Source organism: Streptomyces sp. 8N616 (assembly GCF_052246385.1).
Lineage (GTDB): Bacteria > Actinomycetota > Actinomycetes > Streptomycetales > Streptomycetaceae > Streptomyces.
In genome coordinates, this window is the sequence record NZ_JBQQBY010000001.1 from 121,385 (window position 1) to 139,167 (window position 17,783).

12 protein-coding genes and 1 pseudogene are annotated in these 17,783 nt (G+C 69.2%); 7 read left to right on the top strand and 6 right to left on the bottom strand.

The features are described 5' to 3' along the window. The first annotated feature begins 181 nt into the window (after positions 1-181). The 4 genes from lgt to ACTWQC_RS00575 all read left to right on the top strand — a co-directional run bounded on the left by lgt (position 182) and on the right by ACTWQC_RS00575 (position 8,846). Positions 182-1,231, top strand: a complete 1,050-nt coding sequence (gene lgt / locus ACTWQC_RS00560) for a prolipoprotein diacylglyceryl transferase (protein WP_443313443.1) — start codon at positions 182-184, stop codon at positions 1,229-1,231. A 509-nt stretch (positions 1,232-1,740) separates the two neighbouring features. Further along, entirely contained in the window at positions 1,741-2,472 is a 732-nt protein-coding gene (locus tag ACTWQC_RS00565; protein ID WP_443313444.1) for a VIT1/CCC1 transporter family protein, read from the top strand. A gap of 319 nt (positions 2,473-2,791) precedes the next feature. After that, the gene (gltB, locus tag ACTWQC_RS00570; protein ID WP_443313445.1) at positions 2,792-7,393 is read left to right on the top strand and encodes a glutamate synthase large subunit; all 4,602 of its coding nucleotides are present in this window, start codon (positions 2,792-2,794) and stop codon (positions 7,391-7,393) included. Continuing rightward, positions 7,386-8,846, top strand: coding sequence for a glutamate synthase subunit beta (locus tag ACTWQC_RS00575; protein ID WP_443313446.1), 1,461 nt, complete (start codon positions 7,386-7,388; stop codon positions 8,844-8,846). The genes gltB and ACTWQC_RS00575 overlap by 8 nt, the downstream gene beginning before the upstream one ends. 115 nt (positions 8,847-8,961) lie before the next feature. Here the strand turns inward: ACTWQC_RS00575 and ACTWQC_RS00580 are convergent, their stop codons facing one another. The 3 genes from ACTWQC_RS00580 to ACTWQC_RS00590 all read right to left on the bottom strand — a co-directional run bounded on the left by ACTWQC_RS00580 (position 8,962) and on the right by ACTWQC_RS00590 (position 10,898). Then, entirely contained in the window at positions 8,962-9,396 is a 435-nt protein-coding gene (locus ACTWQC_RS00580; RefSeq protein WP_443313447.1) for a CBS domain-containing protein, read from the bottom strand. Next, a complete protein-coding gene (locus ACTWQC_RS00585; RefSeq protein ID WP_443313448.1) occupies positions 9,375-9,845 on the bottom strand; it encodes an SRPBCC family protein in 471 nt (156 codons plus the stop codon). The genes ACTWQC_RS00580 and ACTWQC_RS00585 overlap by 22 nt, the downstream gene beginning before the upstream one ends. A gap of 147 nt (positions 9,846-9,992) precedes the next feature. Next, positions 9,993-10,898 carry a hypothetical protein gene (locus ACTWQC_RS00590; protein ID WP_443313643.1) on the bottom strand — a complete coding sequence of 302 codons (906 nt, stop codon included), beginning with the start codon at positions 10,896-10,898 and terminating at the stop codon, positions 9,993-9,995. 311 nt (positions 10,899-11,209) lie between these two features. On the opposite strand from ACTWQC_RS00590, the gene ACTWQC_RS00595 reads away from it, so the two are divergent. Beyond that, complete coding sequence (locus ACTWQC_RS00595; protein WP_443313449.1) at positions 11,210-12,013, top strand: S1 family peptidase; 804 nt, start codon at positions 11,210-11,212, stop codon at positions 12,011-12,013. A 200-nt stretch (positions 12,014-12,213) separates the two neighbouring features. On the opposite strand, the gene ACTWQC_RS00600 is transcribed toward ACTWQC_RS00595, so the two are convergent. Both ACTWQC_RS00600 and ACTWQC_RS00605 read right to left on the bottom strand, forming a co-directional pair. Further along, positions 12,214-13,461, bottom strand: coding sequence for a hypothetical protein (locus tag ACTWQC_RS00600; RefSeq protein ID WP_443313450.1), 1,248 nt, complete (start codon positions 13,459-13,461; stop codon positions 12,214-12,216). 680 nt (positions 13,462-14,141) lie between these two features. Beyond that, entirely contained in the window at positions 14,142-15,401 is a 1,260-nt protein-coding gene (locus ACTWQC_RS00605) for a hypothetical protein (RefSeq protein WP_443313451.1), read from the bottom strand. A 744-nt stretch (positions 15,402-16,145) separates the two neighbouring features. Here ACTWQC_RS00605 and ACTWQC_RS00610 point away from each other — a divergent pair. Beyond that, a pseudogene (locus ACTWQC_RS00610) lies at positions 16,146-16,713 on the top strand (AraC family transcriptional regulator); the annotation flags it as partial. Between the two features lie 138 nt (positions 16,714-16,851). Beyond that, complete coding sequence (locus ACTWQC_RS00615) at positions 16,852-17,199, top strand: chorismate mutase (RefSeq protein ID WP_443313452.1); 348 nt, start codon at positions 16,852-16,854, stop codon at positions 17,197-17,199. Positions 17,200-17,318: 119 nt separating this feature from the next. On the opposite strand, the gene ACTWQC_RS00620 is transcribed toward ACTWQC_RS00615, so the two are convergent. Continuing rightward, positions 17,319-17,762 (bottom strand): hypothetical protein, encoded by a 444-nt coding sequence (locus tag ACTWQC_RS00620; protein ID WP_443313453.1) that lies wholly within the window; start codon positions 17,760-17,762, stop codon positions 17,319-17,321. Positions 17,763-17,783: the final 21 nt, after the last annotated feature.

A 17,783-nucleotide genomic window follows, 5' to 3' on the forward strand; every position in this document is an offset into this window, starting at 1 on the left:
TCGCATCGTGGGGCCGCACCGGATGCCGCCGCTCTCCAACCGGGGATCCAACCGGGGATCCGACCGGGTTCCCGCCGGGGAGACGGCGGCATCCGGCGTCCTGGCGAGCGATACGGCCGGGCGCCGATGTGGCGGCCGGGCTGGGCCGCGGGTACGGGCGCACGGTAGGTTCGGATCTGCCATGGACCTCGCATACATTCCCAGCCCGTCGACCGGCGTGATCCACCTCGGACCGGTCCCGCTGCGCGGCTACGCGTTCTGCATCATCATCGGCGTCTTCCTCGCCGTCTGGCTCGGCGGCCGCCGGTGGGTCGCCCGGGGCGGCCTGTCCGGGACGGTGGCGGACATCGCCGTCTGGGCGGTGCCGTTCGGCCTGGTCGGCGGACGCCTCTATCACGTGATCACCACGTACGAGCCGTACTTCGGCAAGGACGGCAACTGGGTCGACGCGTTCAAGATCTGGGAGGGCGGCCTCGGTATCTGGGGCGCGATCGCCCTGGGCGCGGTCGGCGCGTGGATCGGCTGCCGGCGCCGGGGGATCCCGCTCCCGGCCTACGCGGACGCGGTCGCGCCCGGCATCGCCTTCGCCCAGGCGATCGGGCGCTGGGGCAACTGGTTCAACCAGGAGCTGTACGGGCGGGCGACCGACCTGCCGTGGGCGCTGAAGATCGACGGCGACCCGGACAGCGGCCGGATCGCCGGGACGTACCACCCGACCTTCCTGTACGAGTCGCTGTGGTGCGTGGGCGTGGCGCTGCTGGTCCTCTGGGCCGACCGGCGCTTCAAGCTGGGGCACGGGCGGGCTTTCGCGCTGTACGTGGCCGCGTACACGGTGGGGCGCGGCTGGATCGAGTACATGCGCATCGACGAGGCCCACCACATCCTGGGCGTCCGGCTCAACGTCTGGACGTCGGTCGTCGTCTTCCTGGCCGCCGTCACCTACATGATCATCTCGGCGAGGCGCAGGCCGGGGCGCGAGACCGTGGTCGAACCGGCGGCGGAGGCCGCGCGGGCGGAGAAGGCGGAGGCGGCGCAGAGCGACGGCTCCGCGGCGGCCGACGAGGCCGACCCGGCGGAGGCCGGGGCCGCCTCGGACGGCGACGCGGATCCGGCTGCGGACGGCGAGCCCGCCGCCGAGGCCGACGCGGATGCCGACCGCGGCGCGGCCGCGGAGAAGGACGAGGCGGACTCCGCCTCGGAGGCGGAAGCAGGCGCCTCGAAGAAGCGCTGACCGCTCACGCCGCAGGCTTTACGGCCGCCGGCCCGCCCAAGCGGACCGGCGGCCGTCCCGCGTCCGGCCCCAGCCCAAGGCCCCACCCGAAGGCCACCACGCTCACCCGGTGCCGCAGGCAGGGGCGCAAGGGCCGCCCGAGGTTCCGCCGCACCGGACTGTCCGCGGCTTCGTGCAGCTCACCCGGGGCGGTGACAGGTCGGTGACAGGGCGGTGACGCTGCGCCGTGTCCCCGAAGCTCGCAGCAAGCGGCCGACGGCCCGGAACGCCCGGTCGCGCGCGGCGCCGCAGCGTGCGGTCGGCGGCGCTCCCCCGTGGTCCGCTGAAGCTCTTCGCGGGAGAAGTCGCAGGTCAGGGCGGTAAGTTCGGCCTTCCTTGCTAGCGGATCTTGGGGAATCGTGCGTACCTTCGAAGCGTTGGGGCAAGGGCGCAAGCCCGGATGCCCGTTGGTCCGGGGAAAGCCGGGGGGACCCCAGGGGACTCCGGAGGAGGAAGGAGCACCAGGGGCGATGTCCGTCATCGATTCCACAGCCGATCTGCACCAGGCGCACCGCGACAACCACACCCACCGCGACGTCAACGGTGGCTGGCTGCGCCCCGCGGTCTTCGGTGCCATGGACGGGCTCGTCTCCAACCTCGCGCTGATCAGCGGCGTCGCCGGGGGGAGCGTGTCGTCCGGCACCATCGTGATCACCGGTCTCGCCGGGCTCGCCGCCGGGGCCTTCTCGATGGCCGCCGGTGAGTACACCTCCGTCGCCTCCCAGCGCGAGCTGGTCCTCGCCGAGCTGGAGGTGGAGCGGCGCGAGCTGCGCAGCCACCCCAAGGACGAGCAGAAGGAGCTCGCCGCGCTGTACGAGTCGCGGGGCGTCGAGCCGAAGCTCGCGCGCGAGGTCGCCAAGCAGTTGTCCAAGGATCCCGAGCAGGCGCTGGAGATCCATGCGAGGGAGGAGCTCGGGATCGACCCCTCGGACCTTCCCTCGCCGGCTGTCGCGGCCGTATCGTCGTTCGGGTCCTTCGCACTGGGCGCGCTGCTGCCCGTACTGCCGTACCTGCTCGGGGCCACGACGCTGTGGCCCGCCGCCCTGCTGGCGCTGCTCGGGCTCTTCGCCTGTGGCGCCGTCGTGGCCAGGGTCACGGCCCGCATGTGGTGGTACAGCGGGCTCCGACAGTTGATACTGGGTGGGGCCGCGGCTGCGGTCACCTACGGGCTCGGTGTGCTCTTCGGCACCGCCGTCGGTTAGCGCGGGCGCAGGACGGCGGGCAGGGCCTCGGGCGGTCCGGCCGCAGCCACAGGTTTCTCATCGGTTTCAGCTCGTTTACGAATGGGCATGAGCCCGAAGCGCTTCAGGCAGTGTCGCCTTCAGCGCCCTGGGGTAGCGGATGTCGATCCGTCCGTGTTCGCCCCCCTCCTCACCGCACCCGGGCGGTGTCCGCATGTTGGAATGAAGCATCCGCTTCTCGAGAAGCGGGCCATCATGTAACCTGCACGAAAATTTGCTGCGCAGAGGGCCAACGTCGTCCCTCGGCACTGACACTGCCACGACGACGACGGGAGAGCCGATGCGTTCCGCGTCCACGCACTCGACCAGCGGCGCCACTGCCGCCTGGTCGCCCATGGACGGGCGCCCCGCCCCGCAGGGAATGTACGACCCGCGCAACGAGCACGACGCCTGCGGTGTCGGCTTCGTGGCCACCCTCACCGGCGAGGCCAGCCACGAGCTCGTGGAGCAGGCTCTCACCGTGCTGCGCAACCTCGAGCACCGCGGTGCCACCGGCTCCGACCCGGACTCCGGCGACGGCGCGGGCATCCTGCTGCAGATCCCGGACGCCTTCCTGCGTGAGACCGTCGGATTCGCCCTGCCCGAGGCCGGCTCGTACGCCGTCGGCATCGCCTTCCTGCCCGCGGACGGCCCCGGTGGCGCGGACGCCGCCACCCGCATCGAGACCATCGCCGCCGAGGAGGGCCTGAGCGTCCTCGGCTGGCGCGAGGTGCCCGTCGCCCCCGAGATGCTCGGCAGCGGCGCCCGCGCCACCATGCCCGCCTTCCGCCAGCTGTTCGTCGCGGACCGGGACGGTACGGCGAGCGGCATCGCCCTCGACCGCAAGGCGTTCGTGCTGCGCAAGCGCGCCGAGCGCGAGTCCGGGGTCTACTTCCCCTCGCTCTCCGCGCGGACCATCGTCTACAAGGGCATGCTCACCACCGGGCAGCTCGAGCCGTTCTTCCCCGACCTGTCCGACCGCCGCTTCGCCACCGCCGTCGCGCTGGTCCACTCGCGCTTCTCGACGAACACCTTCCCGAGCTGGCCGCTGGCCCACCCGTACCGGTTCGTCGCCCACAACGGCGAGATCAACACCGTCCAGGGCAACCGCAACTGGATGCGGGCGCGCGAGTCGATGCTGGCCAGCGAGCACTTCGGGGAGAAGGCCCTCGAGCGGACCTTCCCCGTGTGTACGCCCGGGGCCTCGGACTCCGCGTCCTTCGACGAGGTCCTGGAGCTGCTCCACCTCGGCGGGCGCTCGCTGCCGCACGCGGTGCTGATGATGGTCCCCGAGGCGTGGGAGAACCACTCCTCCATGGACCCGGCCCGCCGCGCCTTCTACCGCTTCCACTCCACGATGATGGAGCCCTGGGACGGCCCCGCCTGCGTCACCTTCACCGACGGCACCCAGGTCGGCGCCGTACTCGACCGCAACGGCCTGCGCCCCGGCCGCTACTGGGTCACCGACGACGGCCTCGTCGTGCTCTCCTCCGAGGTCGGCGTGCTCGACATCGACCCCTCCAAGGTCGTCCGCAAGGGCCGCCTCCAGCCGGGCCGGATGTTCCTCGTCGACACCGCCGAGCACCGCATCATCGAGGACGACGAGATCAAGGCGCAGCTCGCCGCCGAGCAGCCCTACGAGGAGTGGCTCGAGGCCGGGCTCATCGACGTCGAGGACCTGCCCGAGCGCGAGCACATCGTCCACACCCACGCCTCGGTCACCCGCCGCCAGCAGACCTTCGGCTACACCGAGGAGGAGCTGCGCGTCCTCCTCGCGCCGATGGCCAAGACCGGCGCCGAGCCGATCGGTTCGATGGGCACCGACTCGCCGATCGCCGCGCTGTCCGAGCGCCCCCGGCTGCTCTTCGACTACTTCACCCAGCTGTTCGCGCAGGTCACCAACCCGCCGCTGGACGCCATCCGCGAGGAGCTCGTCACCTCGCTGATCTCCTCGCTCGGCCCGCAGGGCAACCTGCTCGAGCCGAACGCGGCCTCCTGCCGCAGCGTCACCCTGCCGTTCCCGGTGATCGACAACGACGAGCTGGCCAAGCTCATCCACATCAACGCCGACGGCGACCTGCCCGGCTTCAAGGCCGTGACCCTCTCCGGCCTCTACCGGGTCGGCGGCGGAGGCGAGGCGCTGGCCGCCCGGATCGCCGAGATCTGCGCCGAGGCCGACTCCGCCATCGCCGGCGGCGCCCGCCTCATCGTGCTCTCCGACCGGCACTCGGACGCCGAGCACGCGCCGATCCCGTCGCTGCTGCTCACCTCCGCGGTCCACCACCACCTGATCCGTACGAAGCAGCGCACCCACGTCGGGCTGCTGGTCGAGGCCGGTGACGTCCGCGAGGTGCACCACGTCGCGCTGCTCATCGGCTACGGTGCCGCGGCCGTCAACCCGTACCTCGCCATGGAGTCGGTCGAGGACCTGGTCCGCGCGGGCACCTTCCTGCCCGGCGCCGACGCCGAGACCGCGATCAAGAACCTCATCAAGGCGCTGGGCAAGGGCGTGCTGAAGGTGATGTCCAAGATGGGCATCTCCACCGTCGCCTCCTACCGCGGCGCGCAGGTCTTCGAAGCGGTCGGTCTGGACGAGGAGTTCGTGGACGCGTACTTCCACGGCACCGCCACGAAGATCGGCGGCGCGGGCCTGGACGTCATCGCCCGCGAGGTCGCCGAGCGGCACGCCAAGGCGTATCCGGCCTCCGGCATCGCCCCGGCGCACCGCACGCTGGACATCGGCGGCGAGTACCAGTGGCGCCGCGAGGGCGAGCCGCACCTCTTCGACCCGGAGACGGTCTTCCGGCTGCAGCACTCCACGCGCTCCCGCCGCTACGACATCTTCAAGCAGTACACCGAGCGCGTGGACCACCAGTCCGAGCGGCTGATGACGCTGCGCGGCCTGTTCGGCTTCAAGAGCGACCGCGAGCCGATCTCGATCGACGAGGTCGAGCCGGTCAGCGAGATCGTCAAGCGCTTCTCCACCGGCGCCATGTCGTACGGCTCCATCTCCAAGGAGGCGCACGAGACCCTCGCCATCGCCATGAACCGGCTGGGCGGCAAGTCCAACACCGGTGAGGGCGGCGAGGACCCGGACCGTCTGTACGACCCGGCCCGCCGCTCCGCGATCAAGCAGGTCGCCTCCGGCCGCTTCGGCGTGACCAGCGAGTACCTGGTCAACTCCGACGACATCCAGATCAAGATGGCGCAGGGCGCGAAGCCCGGCGAGGGCGGCCAGCTGCCGGGGCACAAGGTGTACCCGTGGGTGGCCAAGACCCGGCACTCGACGCCGGGCGTGGGGCTCATCTCTCCGCCGCCGCACCACGACATCTACTCCATCGAGGACCTGGCCCAGCTGATCCACGACCTGAAGAACGCCAACCCGCAGGCGCGCATTCACGTCAAGCTGGTCTCGGAGGTCGGAGTCGGCACCGTCGCCGCCGGTGTCTCCAAGGCGCACGCGGACGTCGTGCTGATCTCGGGACACGACGGCGGTACGGGCGCCTCGCCGCTCACCTCGCTGAAGCACGCGGGCGGCCCCTGGGAGCTGGGCCTGGCCGAGACCCAGCAGACGCTGCTGCTCAACGGCCTGCGCGACCGTATCGTCGTGCAGACCGACGGCCAGCTGAAGACCGGCCGTGACGTGGTCGTCGCCGCGCTGCTCGGCGCCGAGGAATTCGGCTTCGCGACCGCACCGCTGGTGGTCTCCGGCTGCGTGATGATGCGCGTCTGCCACCTGGACACCTGCCCGGTCGGCATCGCCACCCAGAACCCGGTGCTGCGCGAGCGGTACAACGGCAAGGCCGAATTCGTCGTGAACTTCTTCGAGTTCATCGCCGAAGAGGTCCGCGAGCTGCTGGCCGAGCTGGGCTTCCGTACGCTCGAGGAGGCCGTCGGCCACGCCGAGGTCCTCGACACCCGGCGGGCCGTGAACCACTGGAAGGCGCAGGGCCTGGACCTCGAGCCGCTGCTGCACGTGCCGGACCTGCCGGACGGCGCCGTACGCCACCAGGCCGTCGAGCAGGACCACGGTCTGGAGAAGGCGCTCGACAACGAGCTGATCAAGCTCGCGGCCGACGCCCTGACCGCGGACACCGCCGAGGACGCGCAGCCCGTCCGCGCGCAGGTCGCCATCCGCAACATCAACCGCACCGTCGGCACCATGCTGGGCCACGAGGTGACGAAGAAGTTCGGTGGCGCGGGCCTGCCCGACGACACCATCGACATCACCTTCACCGGCTCCGCGGGCCAGTCGTTCGGCGCCTTCGTGCCGCGCGGCGTCACCCTGCGCCTGGAGGGCGACACCAACGACTACGTCGGCAAGGGCCTCTCCGGCGGCCGCCTCGTCGTCCGCCCGGACCGGGGCGCCGACCACCTGGCCGAGTTCTCGACCATCGCGGGCAACACCATCGCGTACGGCGCGACCGGCGGCGAGATCTTCCTCCGCGGCCGGGTCGGCGAGCGCTTCTGCGTCCGCAACTCCGGGGCGACGGTGGTGTCCGAGGGCGTGGGCGACCACGGCTGCGAGTACATGACCGGTGGCAACGCGGTCGTCCTCGGGTCGACCGGCCGCAACTTCGCGGCCGGCATGTCGGGCGGCTTCGCGTACGTCATCGACCTGGACGCCGACAACGTCAACAAGGACCTGGTGCCGGCCGTCGGGCCGCTGGACGCCGACGACCGGCAGTGGCTGCACGATGTCGTGCGCCGCCACCACGAGGAGACCGGCTCCACCGTCGCCGAGAAGCTCCTCGTCGACTGGGACACGGCCGTGACCCGCTTCAGCAAGGTCACGCCGGCCACGTACAAGGCAGTGCTCGCCGCCAAGGACGCCGCCGAGCGAGCCGGGCTCTCCGAGTCCGAGACCCACGAGAAGATGATGGAGGCGGCGACCAATGGCTGACCCCAAGGGCTTCCTGACCACCGGGCGCGAAGTCGCCGAGACCCGTCCGGTCGAGGAGCGCGTCAAGGACTGGAACGAGGTCTACAAGCCGGGCTCGCTGCTGCCCATCATCAGCAAGCAGGCCGGCCGCTGCATGGACTGCGGCATCCCGTTCTGCCACAACGGCTGCCCGCTCGGGAACCTCATTCCCGAGTGGAACGACTTCGCCTACCGCGAGGACTGGAGCGAGGCCAGCGAGCGGCTGCACGCCACCAACAACTTCCCGGAGTTCACCGGGCGGCTGTGCCCGGCCCCGTGCGAGTCGGCCTGCGTGCTGGGCATCAACCAGCCCGCGGTGACCATCAAGAACGTCGAGGTCACCATCATCGACAAGGCGTGGGAGACCGGTGACGTCACCCCGCAGCAGCCGGAGCGTCTCTCCGGCAAGACCGTCGCCGTCATCGGCTCGGGCCCGGCAGGGCTCGCGGCCGCCCAGCAGCTGACCCGGGCCGGCCACACCGTCGCGGTGTACGAGCGCGCCGACCGTATCGGCGGCCTGCTGCGCTACGGCATCCCCGAGTTCAAGATGGAGAAGCGCCACATCAACCGCCGCATCGAGCAGATGCGCGCGGAGGGCACCAAGTTCCGTACGGGCGTGGAGATCGGCCGCGACATCAACGCGGCCAAGCTGCGCAACCGCTATGACGCGGTCGTCATCGCGGCCGGTGCCACCACCGCGCGCGACCTGCCGGTGCCGGGGCGCGAGCTGTCCGGGATCTACCAGGCGATGGAGTACCTGCCGCTGTCCAACAAGGTGCAGGAGGGCGACTTCGTCGCCCCGCCGATCACCGCGGAGGGCAAGCACGTCGTCGTCATCGGCGGCGGCGACACCGGCGCGGACTGCGTCGGCACGGCCCACCGGCAGGGCGCGGCCTCCGTCACCCAGCTGGAGATCATGCCGAGGCCGGGCGAGGAGCGGAACGCCAACCAGCCCTGGCCGACCTTCCCGATGCTCTACAAGGTCACCTCGGCCCACGAGGAGGGCGGCGAGCGGGTCTACTCCGTCTCCACCACCCACTTCGAGGGCGACGAGGACGGCAACGTGCAGTTCCTGCACCTGATCGAGGTGGAGTTCAAGGACGGCAAGCTGGAGCAGAAGCCGGGAACCGAGCGGAAGATCCCGGCCCAGCTCGTCACGCTGGCCATGGGCTTCACCGGCACGGACCAGGAGAACGGCCTGGTCCAGCAGTTCGGACTTGAGCTGGACGCCCGCGGCAACATCGCGCGCGACGCCGACTTCGCGACCAACGTGCCCGGCGTCTTCGTCGCCGGTGACGCGGGCCGCGGCCAGTCACTGATCGTCTGGGCGATCGCCGAGGGCCGCTCCGCCGCCCGCGGTGTGGACCGGTTCCTCACCGGCGCGAGCTCGCTCCCGGCCCCGATCCGTCCGACGGACCGCGCGCTGACGGTCTGAGCCACGAGCGTTCCGTACAACGGCGTACGGACGGAACCGCGGCGCCTGCCTCTCTCCCGACCGGGGGCAGGCGCCGCGGGCGGTTCCGGTAAGGACGCGTCGTCAGGACCGGCCGTCAGGCGTAGACCCGCTCCACGAACTCCGCGAGCTGGTCGTCGCTGATGTTCCGCGCCAGGTTCTGCTCGCTGACCATCCCGACCAGGCGGTGGCTGTCGCGGACGTCGATCACCGGGAGCCGCTTGATCTGGTGGGTCTCCATCATCTCCAGGCACTCGGTGATGGGGGCGTCGGCGTCGATCCAGTGCAGCGGTCCCGAGAGCTGCGATGCCTTGGTCTTCGACAGGTCCATGCCCTCGGCACAACACTGCACCACGATGTCGCGGTCGGTGATGATGCCCTTGAGCCGGTCGTCCGTGCCGCAGATCGGGAGGCTTCCGACGTTCAGGTCACGCATCATGCGTGCGGCGTCGAGCATCGACTCGTTCTCGCCGATGCACTGCGTGCCCTCGGTCATGATGTCCCGGACCCTCAGGGTTTCTGCTGTGGCCATGGCGAGTCCTTCCCTTCCGTTCGTTCTTCCTCTGCCAGGTCCTTGAACTGCCGCAGGTCTTCCCGGACCAGCCGTTCGATCGCACTGGCCTGCGCGAATCCCTTCGGGCCGCCGAACGTCTCCTTGACCGTGTCCGGGTCGTACTCCACCCGCACCTGGACGCGGGTGTGCTCCGGATCGAGCGGGAGGACCGAGAAAGTGCCCTGGAGGTGGGCACCGTTCGTGGTCCGCCACATCATCAACCGGCCCTGGCCCCGGTCGAGTATCTCGGTGTCGAGTCCGTAAACCCTGTCGCCCGCGTCGATGTCCAGGTGCGCGCGGTGTACGCCCTCGGTACGGGCGTTGCGGACGCCGCCCACGAAGCGCGGATAGTCCTCCACGCGGTGCAGGCAGTCCCACGCAACCTTCGCTGGTACGTCGATGTCGATCTGCTCTTCGAGCGTGCTCATCGCCAGACCTCCAACCTGTTATCCAGCGTGCGCCGCCGGGCCCGGGGATGCGACTCGAGTGGGGGCGGGAGTCGGCGGCGGAGGATCGTCTTTCGTCTCTTTGCGTCAACGGCGCCGTACGGACCGTGACGGCGCATCGTCGTCGTATCAGGTGTCGCATTCCAGAACGGTCCGGCACAGCCCGCAGCGGGCCCGCACTCTTCCCCGTACCGGCACCCGGATGCGCTGGTGGCAGGTCGGACACGGGAAGGTCACCCGCAGCGGGGCCTGCCCCTCGAAGGCGTACCCGCTGCCGGACGCGGGCGCGCTGACCGCCGCCCCGGCCCCGCGCAGGTCCTGCACGGACCGGCGGTCCCGCGCGTACCGGCGGCGTCCGGCCCAGCCGCAGGCGGTCAGCGGCGGCTGCTGCCCGTCGCGCAGCGCGAGTGCCTTCCCCGCCGTGTACGCGGTGTACGCCTGCGGGCTGGTGAACCAGGGCGACGGGTCCTCGCCGAAGACGATGGCGCGCTTGGCGAGGACGTACCCGAACTCCTCCGGGGTGAGATAGCCGAGCTTCTGCGAGGAGACGGCGTCCTCGCGGAAGGCGTCGAGCAGCAGCCAGCCCGTGCCGAGGTACGCGGTGGCGGTGTCGGTCAGGATCTCGTTGTTGCGGACGCCGTCGAAAGCCAGATCGAGGCGGTGCAGGTAGACATGCATCACCTCGTGCGCGAGGGCGGCGCCGATGTCCTGGCGGTGGGTCTTGAAGCGGCTGTTCAGCTCGATGAAGTACTCGGGGCCCGCGGCGAGTTCGACGTTCGCGGCGTGGTGCATGTCCCGGAAACTCACGATGATGCGGGCGTCGGGCAGGCGCAGATGCTGCACCATCGCGCGGGCCACGCGCTGCACCCCGAGGTAGAGGTCGTCGATGTCGGCGAAGGCCACGTCGGCGGGGAGGATGCTGGTGGAGAAGGTGTGCACGGTGTCGTACGAGAGCCGCTTGAAGATCGCGGTGATGGACTCCCGCACGGTCTCGATGTGCGGATAGCCGTGCACCACGTCGCTGCCCGTTCCCACGCCCACGCGTCAACTGTACGTGCGGTCGTCCCGGACGGGACAAGGAAAATCGCGCCCGGCCGGAGGGGCTCCGGCCGGGGCGCCGGAGGGTCTCCGGAGCCGGTCGGCGGCGATCCGGAGCCCGCTCGGCCACCGCTGGCCTGAACGCCCCGAAGAATCTGGCCCGTTGGGGCCCCTTGTCATGCGCGCGTCCCGATCCAGATAATCCAATGGCACTTTTTGCGGACTCATCCCCAGGGTTCCTTCAAGGTCTCCCTGGTTGGCATGGGCCTGCCAGAAATTGCGCGAAACCCCCCACGAAAGGACATCCGTTGAACACCTTCGGTAAGACTCTCAGAAGAAGCGTCGCCGCCGGTGCAGTCGCACTGGCCGCCTTCAGCCTGCAGCCGCTGTCGGCGCAGGCGCAGCCCGCGCCGGACGCGAGCGCCGCACCGCCCGTCGTCGGCGGAACGCGCGCGGAGCAGGGCGAGTTCCCGTGGATGGTCCGCCTCTCCATGGGCTGTGGCGGCGCTCTCTACAGCAAGACGATCGTGCTCACGGCCGCCCACTGTGTGGACGGCTCCGGTCCGGACACGAGCATCACCGCCACGGCGGGCGTCGTGGACCTCCAGGACTCGAACGCGATCAAGGTCAAGTCCACCGAGGTCCTCCAGGCCCCGGGCTACAACGGCACCGGCAAGGACTGGGCGCTGATCAAGCTCGCCCAGCCGATCGAGAACGTCCCGACCCTGCCGATCGCCGAGAGCAACGCGTACGACAAGGGCGAATTCGGCGTCGCGGGTTGGGGCGCCGACAAGGAGGGCGGGAATCAGCAGCGGTACCTGCTGAAGGCCACCGTGCCCTTCGTCGACGACGGCACCTGCAAGGGCGCGTACCCGGACCTGGTGGAGGGCGAGGAGATCTGCGCCGGTCTCATGGACACCGGCGGCGTGGACACCTGCCAGGGTGACTCCGGCGGCCCGATGTTCCGCAAGGACGACGGCGGTGCCTGGGTCCAGGTCGGCATAGTCAGCTGGGGCGAGGGCTGCGCCCGGCCGGGCAAGCCCGGTGTCTACACCGAGGTGAGCCACTTCGCGGCCGACATCAAGAAGGGCGCGGACGAGCTCGGCGGCTGATCCACGGCCGGCTTCGGCGCCCGCGCTTGCGGCGCGGGCGCCGGTTCCCTGGATGGGGCGGTCACTTCCGTGTCCGGAGGTGACCGCTCCGCCATGAGGTGGACCCGCATCGCCGGCCTTCGCGACCACAACCTGGTCGCGAAGGCCGACGTCACGCTCCGCACCGAATTCGGGGGCTAGTCGTGGTCGTTGCCTCGCACCTAGCCGGTGCAGCCGGTCGGGATGACCGGGCTGCCGGTGCAGTTGGTGGGAATGTTGTTGGTGATGGCGGATCCGACCGCGGAGAAGGCGGTGTTGGTCCAGACGCCACCGGGGGCGAGGTCGGAGACGTTGCGGGTGATACTGCTCTGGGTCAGCGTGACGGTGCCACCGTTGTTGAACAGGCCCCCGGCCTGGGAACCGGTGTCGATGATCTCGTTGTCGTTGAGGCTGATCCTGTTCAGTGTCAGCGCGGCAGCCACGTTGTTGAAGATACCGGCGCCCCTGGAAAACACCGCCCCCTGAGCGTTGATGGTGTTGTCGCTGACGCTGCTGCTCCTGAGCGTCAGCGAGCCCGAGTTCGTGATGCCGGCGCCTTCCACGCCCCCGCCGGCGGGGGCGTTGATGGTGTTGCGGCTGATGACGCTGCCGGTCACGGTCAGGGTGCCGTCGTTGTCGATGCCTCCGGCGGAACCGCTGATGTTATTGACGATGTTGTCGATGATGGAGCTGCTGTTGATGGTGATGGTGCCGCTGTCGAAGTGCAGCCCCCCGCCCTCCAGGTCTGAGGTGTTGTTGTTGATGAGGCTGGTGCTGATGGTGATGGCCCCGGTGGAGCTGTCGTTGTTGATGGCCCCACCCTCGGTGTCGCTGTGGTTGTCGGTGAGGCGGGAGCGGTTCACGGTCAGCGCTCCCTGACTGTCGATTCCTCCGCCGTGGCGCGCGGCGTTGACGGTGAAAATACTCCTGTCGACCGTGGCCGTGCCGAAGTTGCGGACGCCGCCGCCGTCCGAGTTGATGGCGGCGTTGTCGAAGAAGGTGGTTGTGGTGGCGCTGAGGCTTCCGCCCGCCTCGACGAGGACCCCGGCGCCGCCTGCGGTGGTGAGGCCGCCCCTGATGGTGAGGCTCCGGAGGGTGAGGTCACCGTCGGAGTCGACCTTCAGAATGCGGAAGTTCTCGCCGGCGCCGCCGTCACGAACGATGGTGGCCCCGTTGCCGATGATGGTGATGGGGGAGCTGATGACCGGCAGGCCGTTTTCGGGGTCGCCGGGGTCGGGGTCTGTGAGGTTGTAGGTGCAGCCGGGGGCGAGGCTGAGGGTGTCTCCGCCGGCCATGTTCGCGTCGTTGATGGCGTCGACCAGGGCGGGTACGGAGCAGGGGACGGGGGTGTCGGCGTGCGCGGGGGTGGTGAGCGCGCCTGCTGCCAGGACAGCGCAAGCCGGTGTGAGGAGGGCTTTGGTCAGATTCATGACAGCCTCTCTTCCGCTGTGCGGTGTGGGGAGCCGCTGTGGAATTGAAGACGCCGGTATCCTTCAGTTGGCGGCGCCAGGAGCTAGGACGGACAACGGCCCGCTCGTGCATGGGAATTTGACTGGGGCCGTTTGTCGTTCGGCATCCCGGCTTGGCACTTGGTGCGGGTATGGGTCCACGACTGGACGTCGACCGGAAGAAGCTGGGTCGGCGAGTGCGGAGACCTGTTGCGCAAGGAAGTACCGGTGTGGGTACATGAAAGTGATGCATGAAAGCCGATTGCGCGACAAGAGCCCTGACTGGGCGCCACTCATACGGTGGAGCGCACGGAATCAATATCCCGCCCTGCGTGCCACCTGAGTTGAACGGTGCATAACCGGCGCACTCCTTGGCGGAATTCGACTCTTGGTTCTTCATCTGATGTCTACACCGAGGTGAGCCACTTCGCGGCCGACATCAAGAAGGGCGCCGACAAGCTCCGCGGCTGATCCATGGGGCGGCGCCCGCGCATACGGCGCGGGCGCCGGTCCCCGTTACGGAGCGGCCATCTCCGGGTCCGGAGGTGACCGCTCCGCGGAACGCAACGTCGGCCTTCGCGACCAGAAAGAATCTGGTTCGTGAAGGCCGACGTCACGCTTTTCGCTCGTTTCGGGGCTCGCGGGCGGTGGCCGCCTCGCCCTTAGCCGGTGCAGCCGGTGGGGATGACCGGGCTGCCCGTGCAGTTGGTGGGGGTGTTGGCGGTGATGGAGGAGCCGACGGCGGAGAATGGGGTGTCGGTCCAGACACCGCCCGGCTGGGCTTGGGAGACGTTGTTGCTGATCCTGCTGCTGGTCAGCGTGACGGTGCCACTGTCGTTGAAGAGTCCTCCGGCCTGGGAGCCCGTGTCGTTGATCTCGTTGCCGCTGAGGCTCGTCCTTTCAAGGGTCAGCGGCGCGAAGCCGTTGTTGATGCCCCCGCCGACAGAAACCGTGGCCCCCTGAGCGTTGATGGTGTTGTCGTCGACCTTGCTGTTCCTGATCGTCAGCGGGCCGAAGTTGTCGAAGCCGCCGCCCTCCACGAACCCGCTGGAGGAATTGATGGTGTTGCCGCTGATGGAGCTGCCGGTCACGGTCATGTTGCCGCTGTTGAAGATGCCTCCGGCGAAGCCGCTGCTCGGGCGGTTGACGGTGTTGTTGGTGATGGTGCTGCCGCCGATGGTGATGGTGCCACTGTCGAAGTCCAGCGCCCCGCCGTCCGAGTTCGAGGTGTTGTTGCTGATGCGGCTGTTGTTGATGTCGATGGCTCCGGTACTGCTGTCGTTGTTGATGCCACCCGCCTCCGTGACGCCATGGTTGCCGGTCAGCCGGGAGGTGGTCACGGTCAGGGCTCCATCGCTGTCGATTGCTCCCCCGTGACGCGCGGTGTTGCCGGTGAAAAGGCTGGTGGTGACCGTGGCTGTTCCGTAGTTGCTGATGCCGCCGCCGTCTTCGCTGCTGCTGTTGACCACGTCGTTGTCGTTGAAGATCGTTGTTTCGGCACTGAGATCCCCGCCCGACTCGACGAGGACGCCGGCGCCGCCTTCGGTGAAATTGGGGCGGCCGCCCCTGATGGTGAGGTTCTCGAGGCCGAGGTCGCCGTTGGCGTCGACCTTCAGGATGCGGAAGTCCTCGCCGGCGCCGCTGTCACGAACGATGGTGGCCCCGTTGCCGACGAGGGTGATGGCGGAGCTGATGACCGGCAGGCCGTTCTCGGGGTCGTTGGGATCGGGGTCGACGAGGTTGTAGGTGCAGCCGGGGCTGAGAATGAGGGTGTCTCCGCCGCCCGTGTTCGCGTCGTTGATGGCCTGGACCAGGTCGGGTACGGAGCAGGCGACGGCAGTGTCGGCGTGCGCGGGAACGGTGAGTGCGCCTGCTGCCAGGACAGCGCAAGCCGGGACGAGGAGTGCTTTGGTCAGATTCATGACAGTCTCTCTTCCGCTGTGCGGTGTGGGAAGCCGCTGTGGAATTGAAGAGGCCGGTAAGCTTCGGATGGCCGGCGCTGAGGAGCTGGGACGGTCAACGGTCCTCTCATGCGTATGAATTGATGAATGGGCCGCTTGGTCGTTCGGCATCCCGGCTTGGCACTCGGTGCGGAATAGGTCCATGGCCGGACGTCGACCGATAGGAACCTGGTCGGCGGGGAGGCGGAGGCCTGTCGCGCAAGGAAGTACCGGAGTGGATACATGAAAGTGACGCATGAAGGCCGATTGGGCGACAAGAGCCCGGACTTGGCGCCACCCGTACGGTCGAGCGCGCGGAAAGAATGCTCCGCCTCACGTACCACCGCGAGTTGACCGGCGCATAACCGGCGCACCTCTTGACGGAATACGCTTTTGTGCTTTTAGTCTGATGACCTTTTATGCGGCTTGACTTCATGGCTTCACGCGTCATCAGCCCCACACCTCTCCGCCTGACCGGAACCGCGGCTGGAGCGCCGACCGAGCCGCCGCGCGATCGTGGTGTCCACCGCGCTCGCCGTAAAAGAGCGGGCCGGGCAGTACGTGGGTCACGGCGGTCGACGAGCCGGGCGTGCGCGGGCTGATCCGCACGCCGCTGCCGGTGGCGACTCGACCCGGCCGAGCTGAGCTACGCGTTCACCGCCCCGGCAGAGGGCGACGCCCTGGGTGGAGCTGCGCAAGGTGGGCGACAGCGGTACCGCCGAGTTCGTCGTCAGCGCGGGGAGCGGCTGGTTCCGTGACCCCGAGACGGCCGACGGCGTACGGTGGCAGCGCCCACGCTCCTCTGGCTCACTCCCGGTGTGCCGCACCACTACGACGCAGACCCGGAGAACGGCTGGGACGAGAGCTTCGTCGACTTCACTGGGCCCGCCGCCACCACGTACACCGAACTCGGCTACATCGATCCGGACCGGCCCGTCGTCCCGCTCGCCGGGGGCAATCCGCTCCTCGAGGTCGAGACCGGCGCCGCCGTCCACGAACTCCTCGTCGCCCTGCGCCGCGACCGCGCCGACCTGGGCGGCGACGGTGACCCCGTCCTCTCTCCGCCACCGAGCTGCCCCTCGCCGCCGTCGCCCGCCGCTGCGGCTACGACGCCCCGGCGTACTTCGGCCGCCTGTTCACCCGCCGCGTCGGCACCGCGCCGGTCCGCTTCCGCGAAAGCAGAGCGGCGCGGTCCCCGGCGGCTGGAGCGACCAGCCCGGATCCGGACAACCAGCCGACGATCACCGGCGAGCCTGGCGCACTGTGCCAAGGGCGACGCATGTCAGTAGCATGACAAGCGCTTGACGGCACGCCGCCACCGAACGAGGGCTGCCCGTCCAGCCCCTGAAGCGCAGTACGGCCGTAGGGGTCGGCCCTGTTACGGTGACGCCGTTTGCCGCTGCCAGCGATCCGCTACGGGAGATTCTGCTCCATGACCGACCAGCCCGACGGGACCGATCGGACCGACCAGCCCGTGAACGCCGCCATCGCCGACGAGGCCGTCCTGGCCGAGCTCACCCGGCTGCGGGAAAGCATCGACAACATCGACGCGGCGGTTGTCCACATGCTGGCCGAGCGCTTCAAGTGCACCCAGCAGGTCGGTCGACTCAAGGCCGACCACCACCTTCCGCCGGCCGACCCGGGCCGCGAGGCCCGCCAGATCGCCCGGCTGCGACAGCTCGCCGAGAGCGCGAAGCTGGATCCGGCGTTCGCGGAGAAGCTGCTGAATTTCATCATCGCGGAGGTCATCCGCCACCACGAGACGATCGCCCGCGGTTAGTCCCCGGACCCGCTCCGGAACACGGCCAGGGGGCCTTCCGCCGGGCGGAAGGCCCCCTGCCGCTACTACCGGCAAGCCCGAGGGGTGACTCAGCGTCACCTGACGGCTGATCCGGCTGATTACCAGCCGTGCTTGTCGAGGTTCTTGCCGTTGTGGTTCTTGCCGTCGTCCTTCTTGTCGTCGTGCTTGTAGTGCTTCTTGTCGTAGTCCTTCTTCCTGTCGTGGTGCTTCTTGTCGTGGTGGTCGGCTTCGGCGTTGATGCAGACGTTGCCGCGGGCCGGGTTGCCAATGGAGATCTGCGTGAGTTCGTTCTCCAGGTCGCCGGGCCCAGGGCTGATGGGGCCACCATCGATGTCGGATTCCTGCTCAGCCGAAGATCCGGTGTTGGCGCAGTTGTTGGACGGCTCGTGCTCGACTTCCTGAACGATGAATCCCGTCGCAATGCCCGAGCTGTTCAGCGCGACGGCCTTGCCATCCGCGTCGGCGAATGCCGTACCTGCCCCGATCGGCGCAAGAGCTGTGACTGCAATGGCCAGGACAGCCAGCTGACTGGTCTTCCCCACGGTACCTCCTCTAGAGAATGT

Coding starts and splice junctions, on each gene's coding strand:
- ACTWQC_RS00600 (WP_443313450.1), bottom strand. CDS start 13,461: ATGAATCTGACCAAAGCCCTCCTCACACCGGCTTGCGCTGTCCTGGCA.
- gltB (WP_443313445.1), top strand. CDS start 2,792: ATGCGTTCCGCGTCCACGCACTCGACCAGCGGCGCCACTGCCGCCTGG.
- ACTWQC_RS00575 (WP_443313446.1), top strand. CDS start 7,386: ATGGCTGACCCCAAGGGCTTCCTGACCACCGGGCGCGAAGTCGCCGAG.
- lgt (WP_443313443.1), top strand. CDS start 182: ATGGACCTCGCATACATTCCCAGCCCGTCGACCGGCGTGATCCACCTC.
- ACTWQC_RS00585 (WP_443313448.1), bottom strand. CDS start 9,845: ATGAGCACGCTCGAAGAGCAGATCGACATCGACGTACCAGCGAAGGTT.
- ACTWQC_RS00565 (WP_443313444.1), top strand. CDS start 1,741: ATGTCCGTCATCGATTCCACAGCCGATCTGCACCAGGCGCACCGCGAC.
- ACTWQC_RS00615 (WP_443313452.1), top strand. CDS start 16,852: ATGACCGACCAGCCCGACGGGACCGATCGGACCGACCAGCCCGTGAAC.
- ACTWQC_RS00580 (WP_443313447.1), bottom strand. CDS start 9,396: ATGGCCACAGCAGAAACCCTGAGGGTCCGGGACATCATGACCGAGGGC.
- ACTWQC_RS00605 (WP_443313451.1), bottom strand. CDS start 15,401: ATGAATCTGACCAAAGCACTCCTCGTCCCGGCTTGCGCTGTCCTGGCA.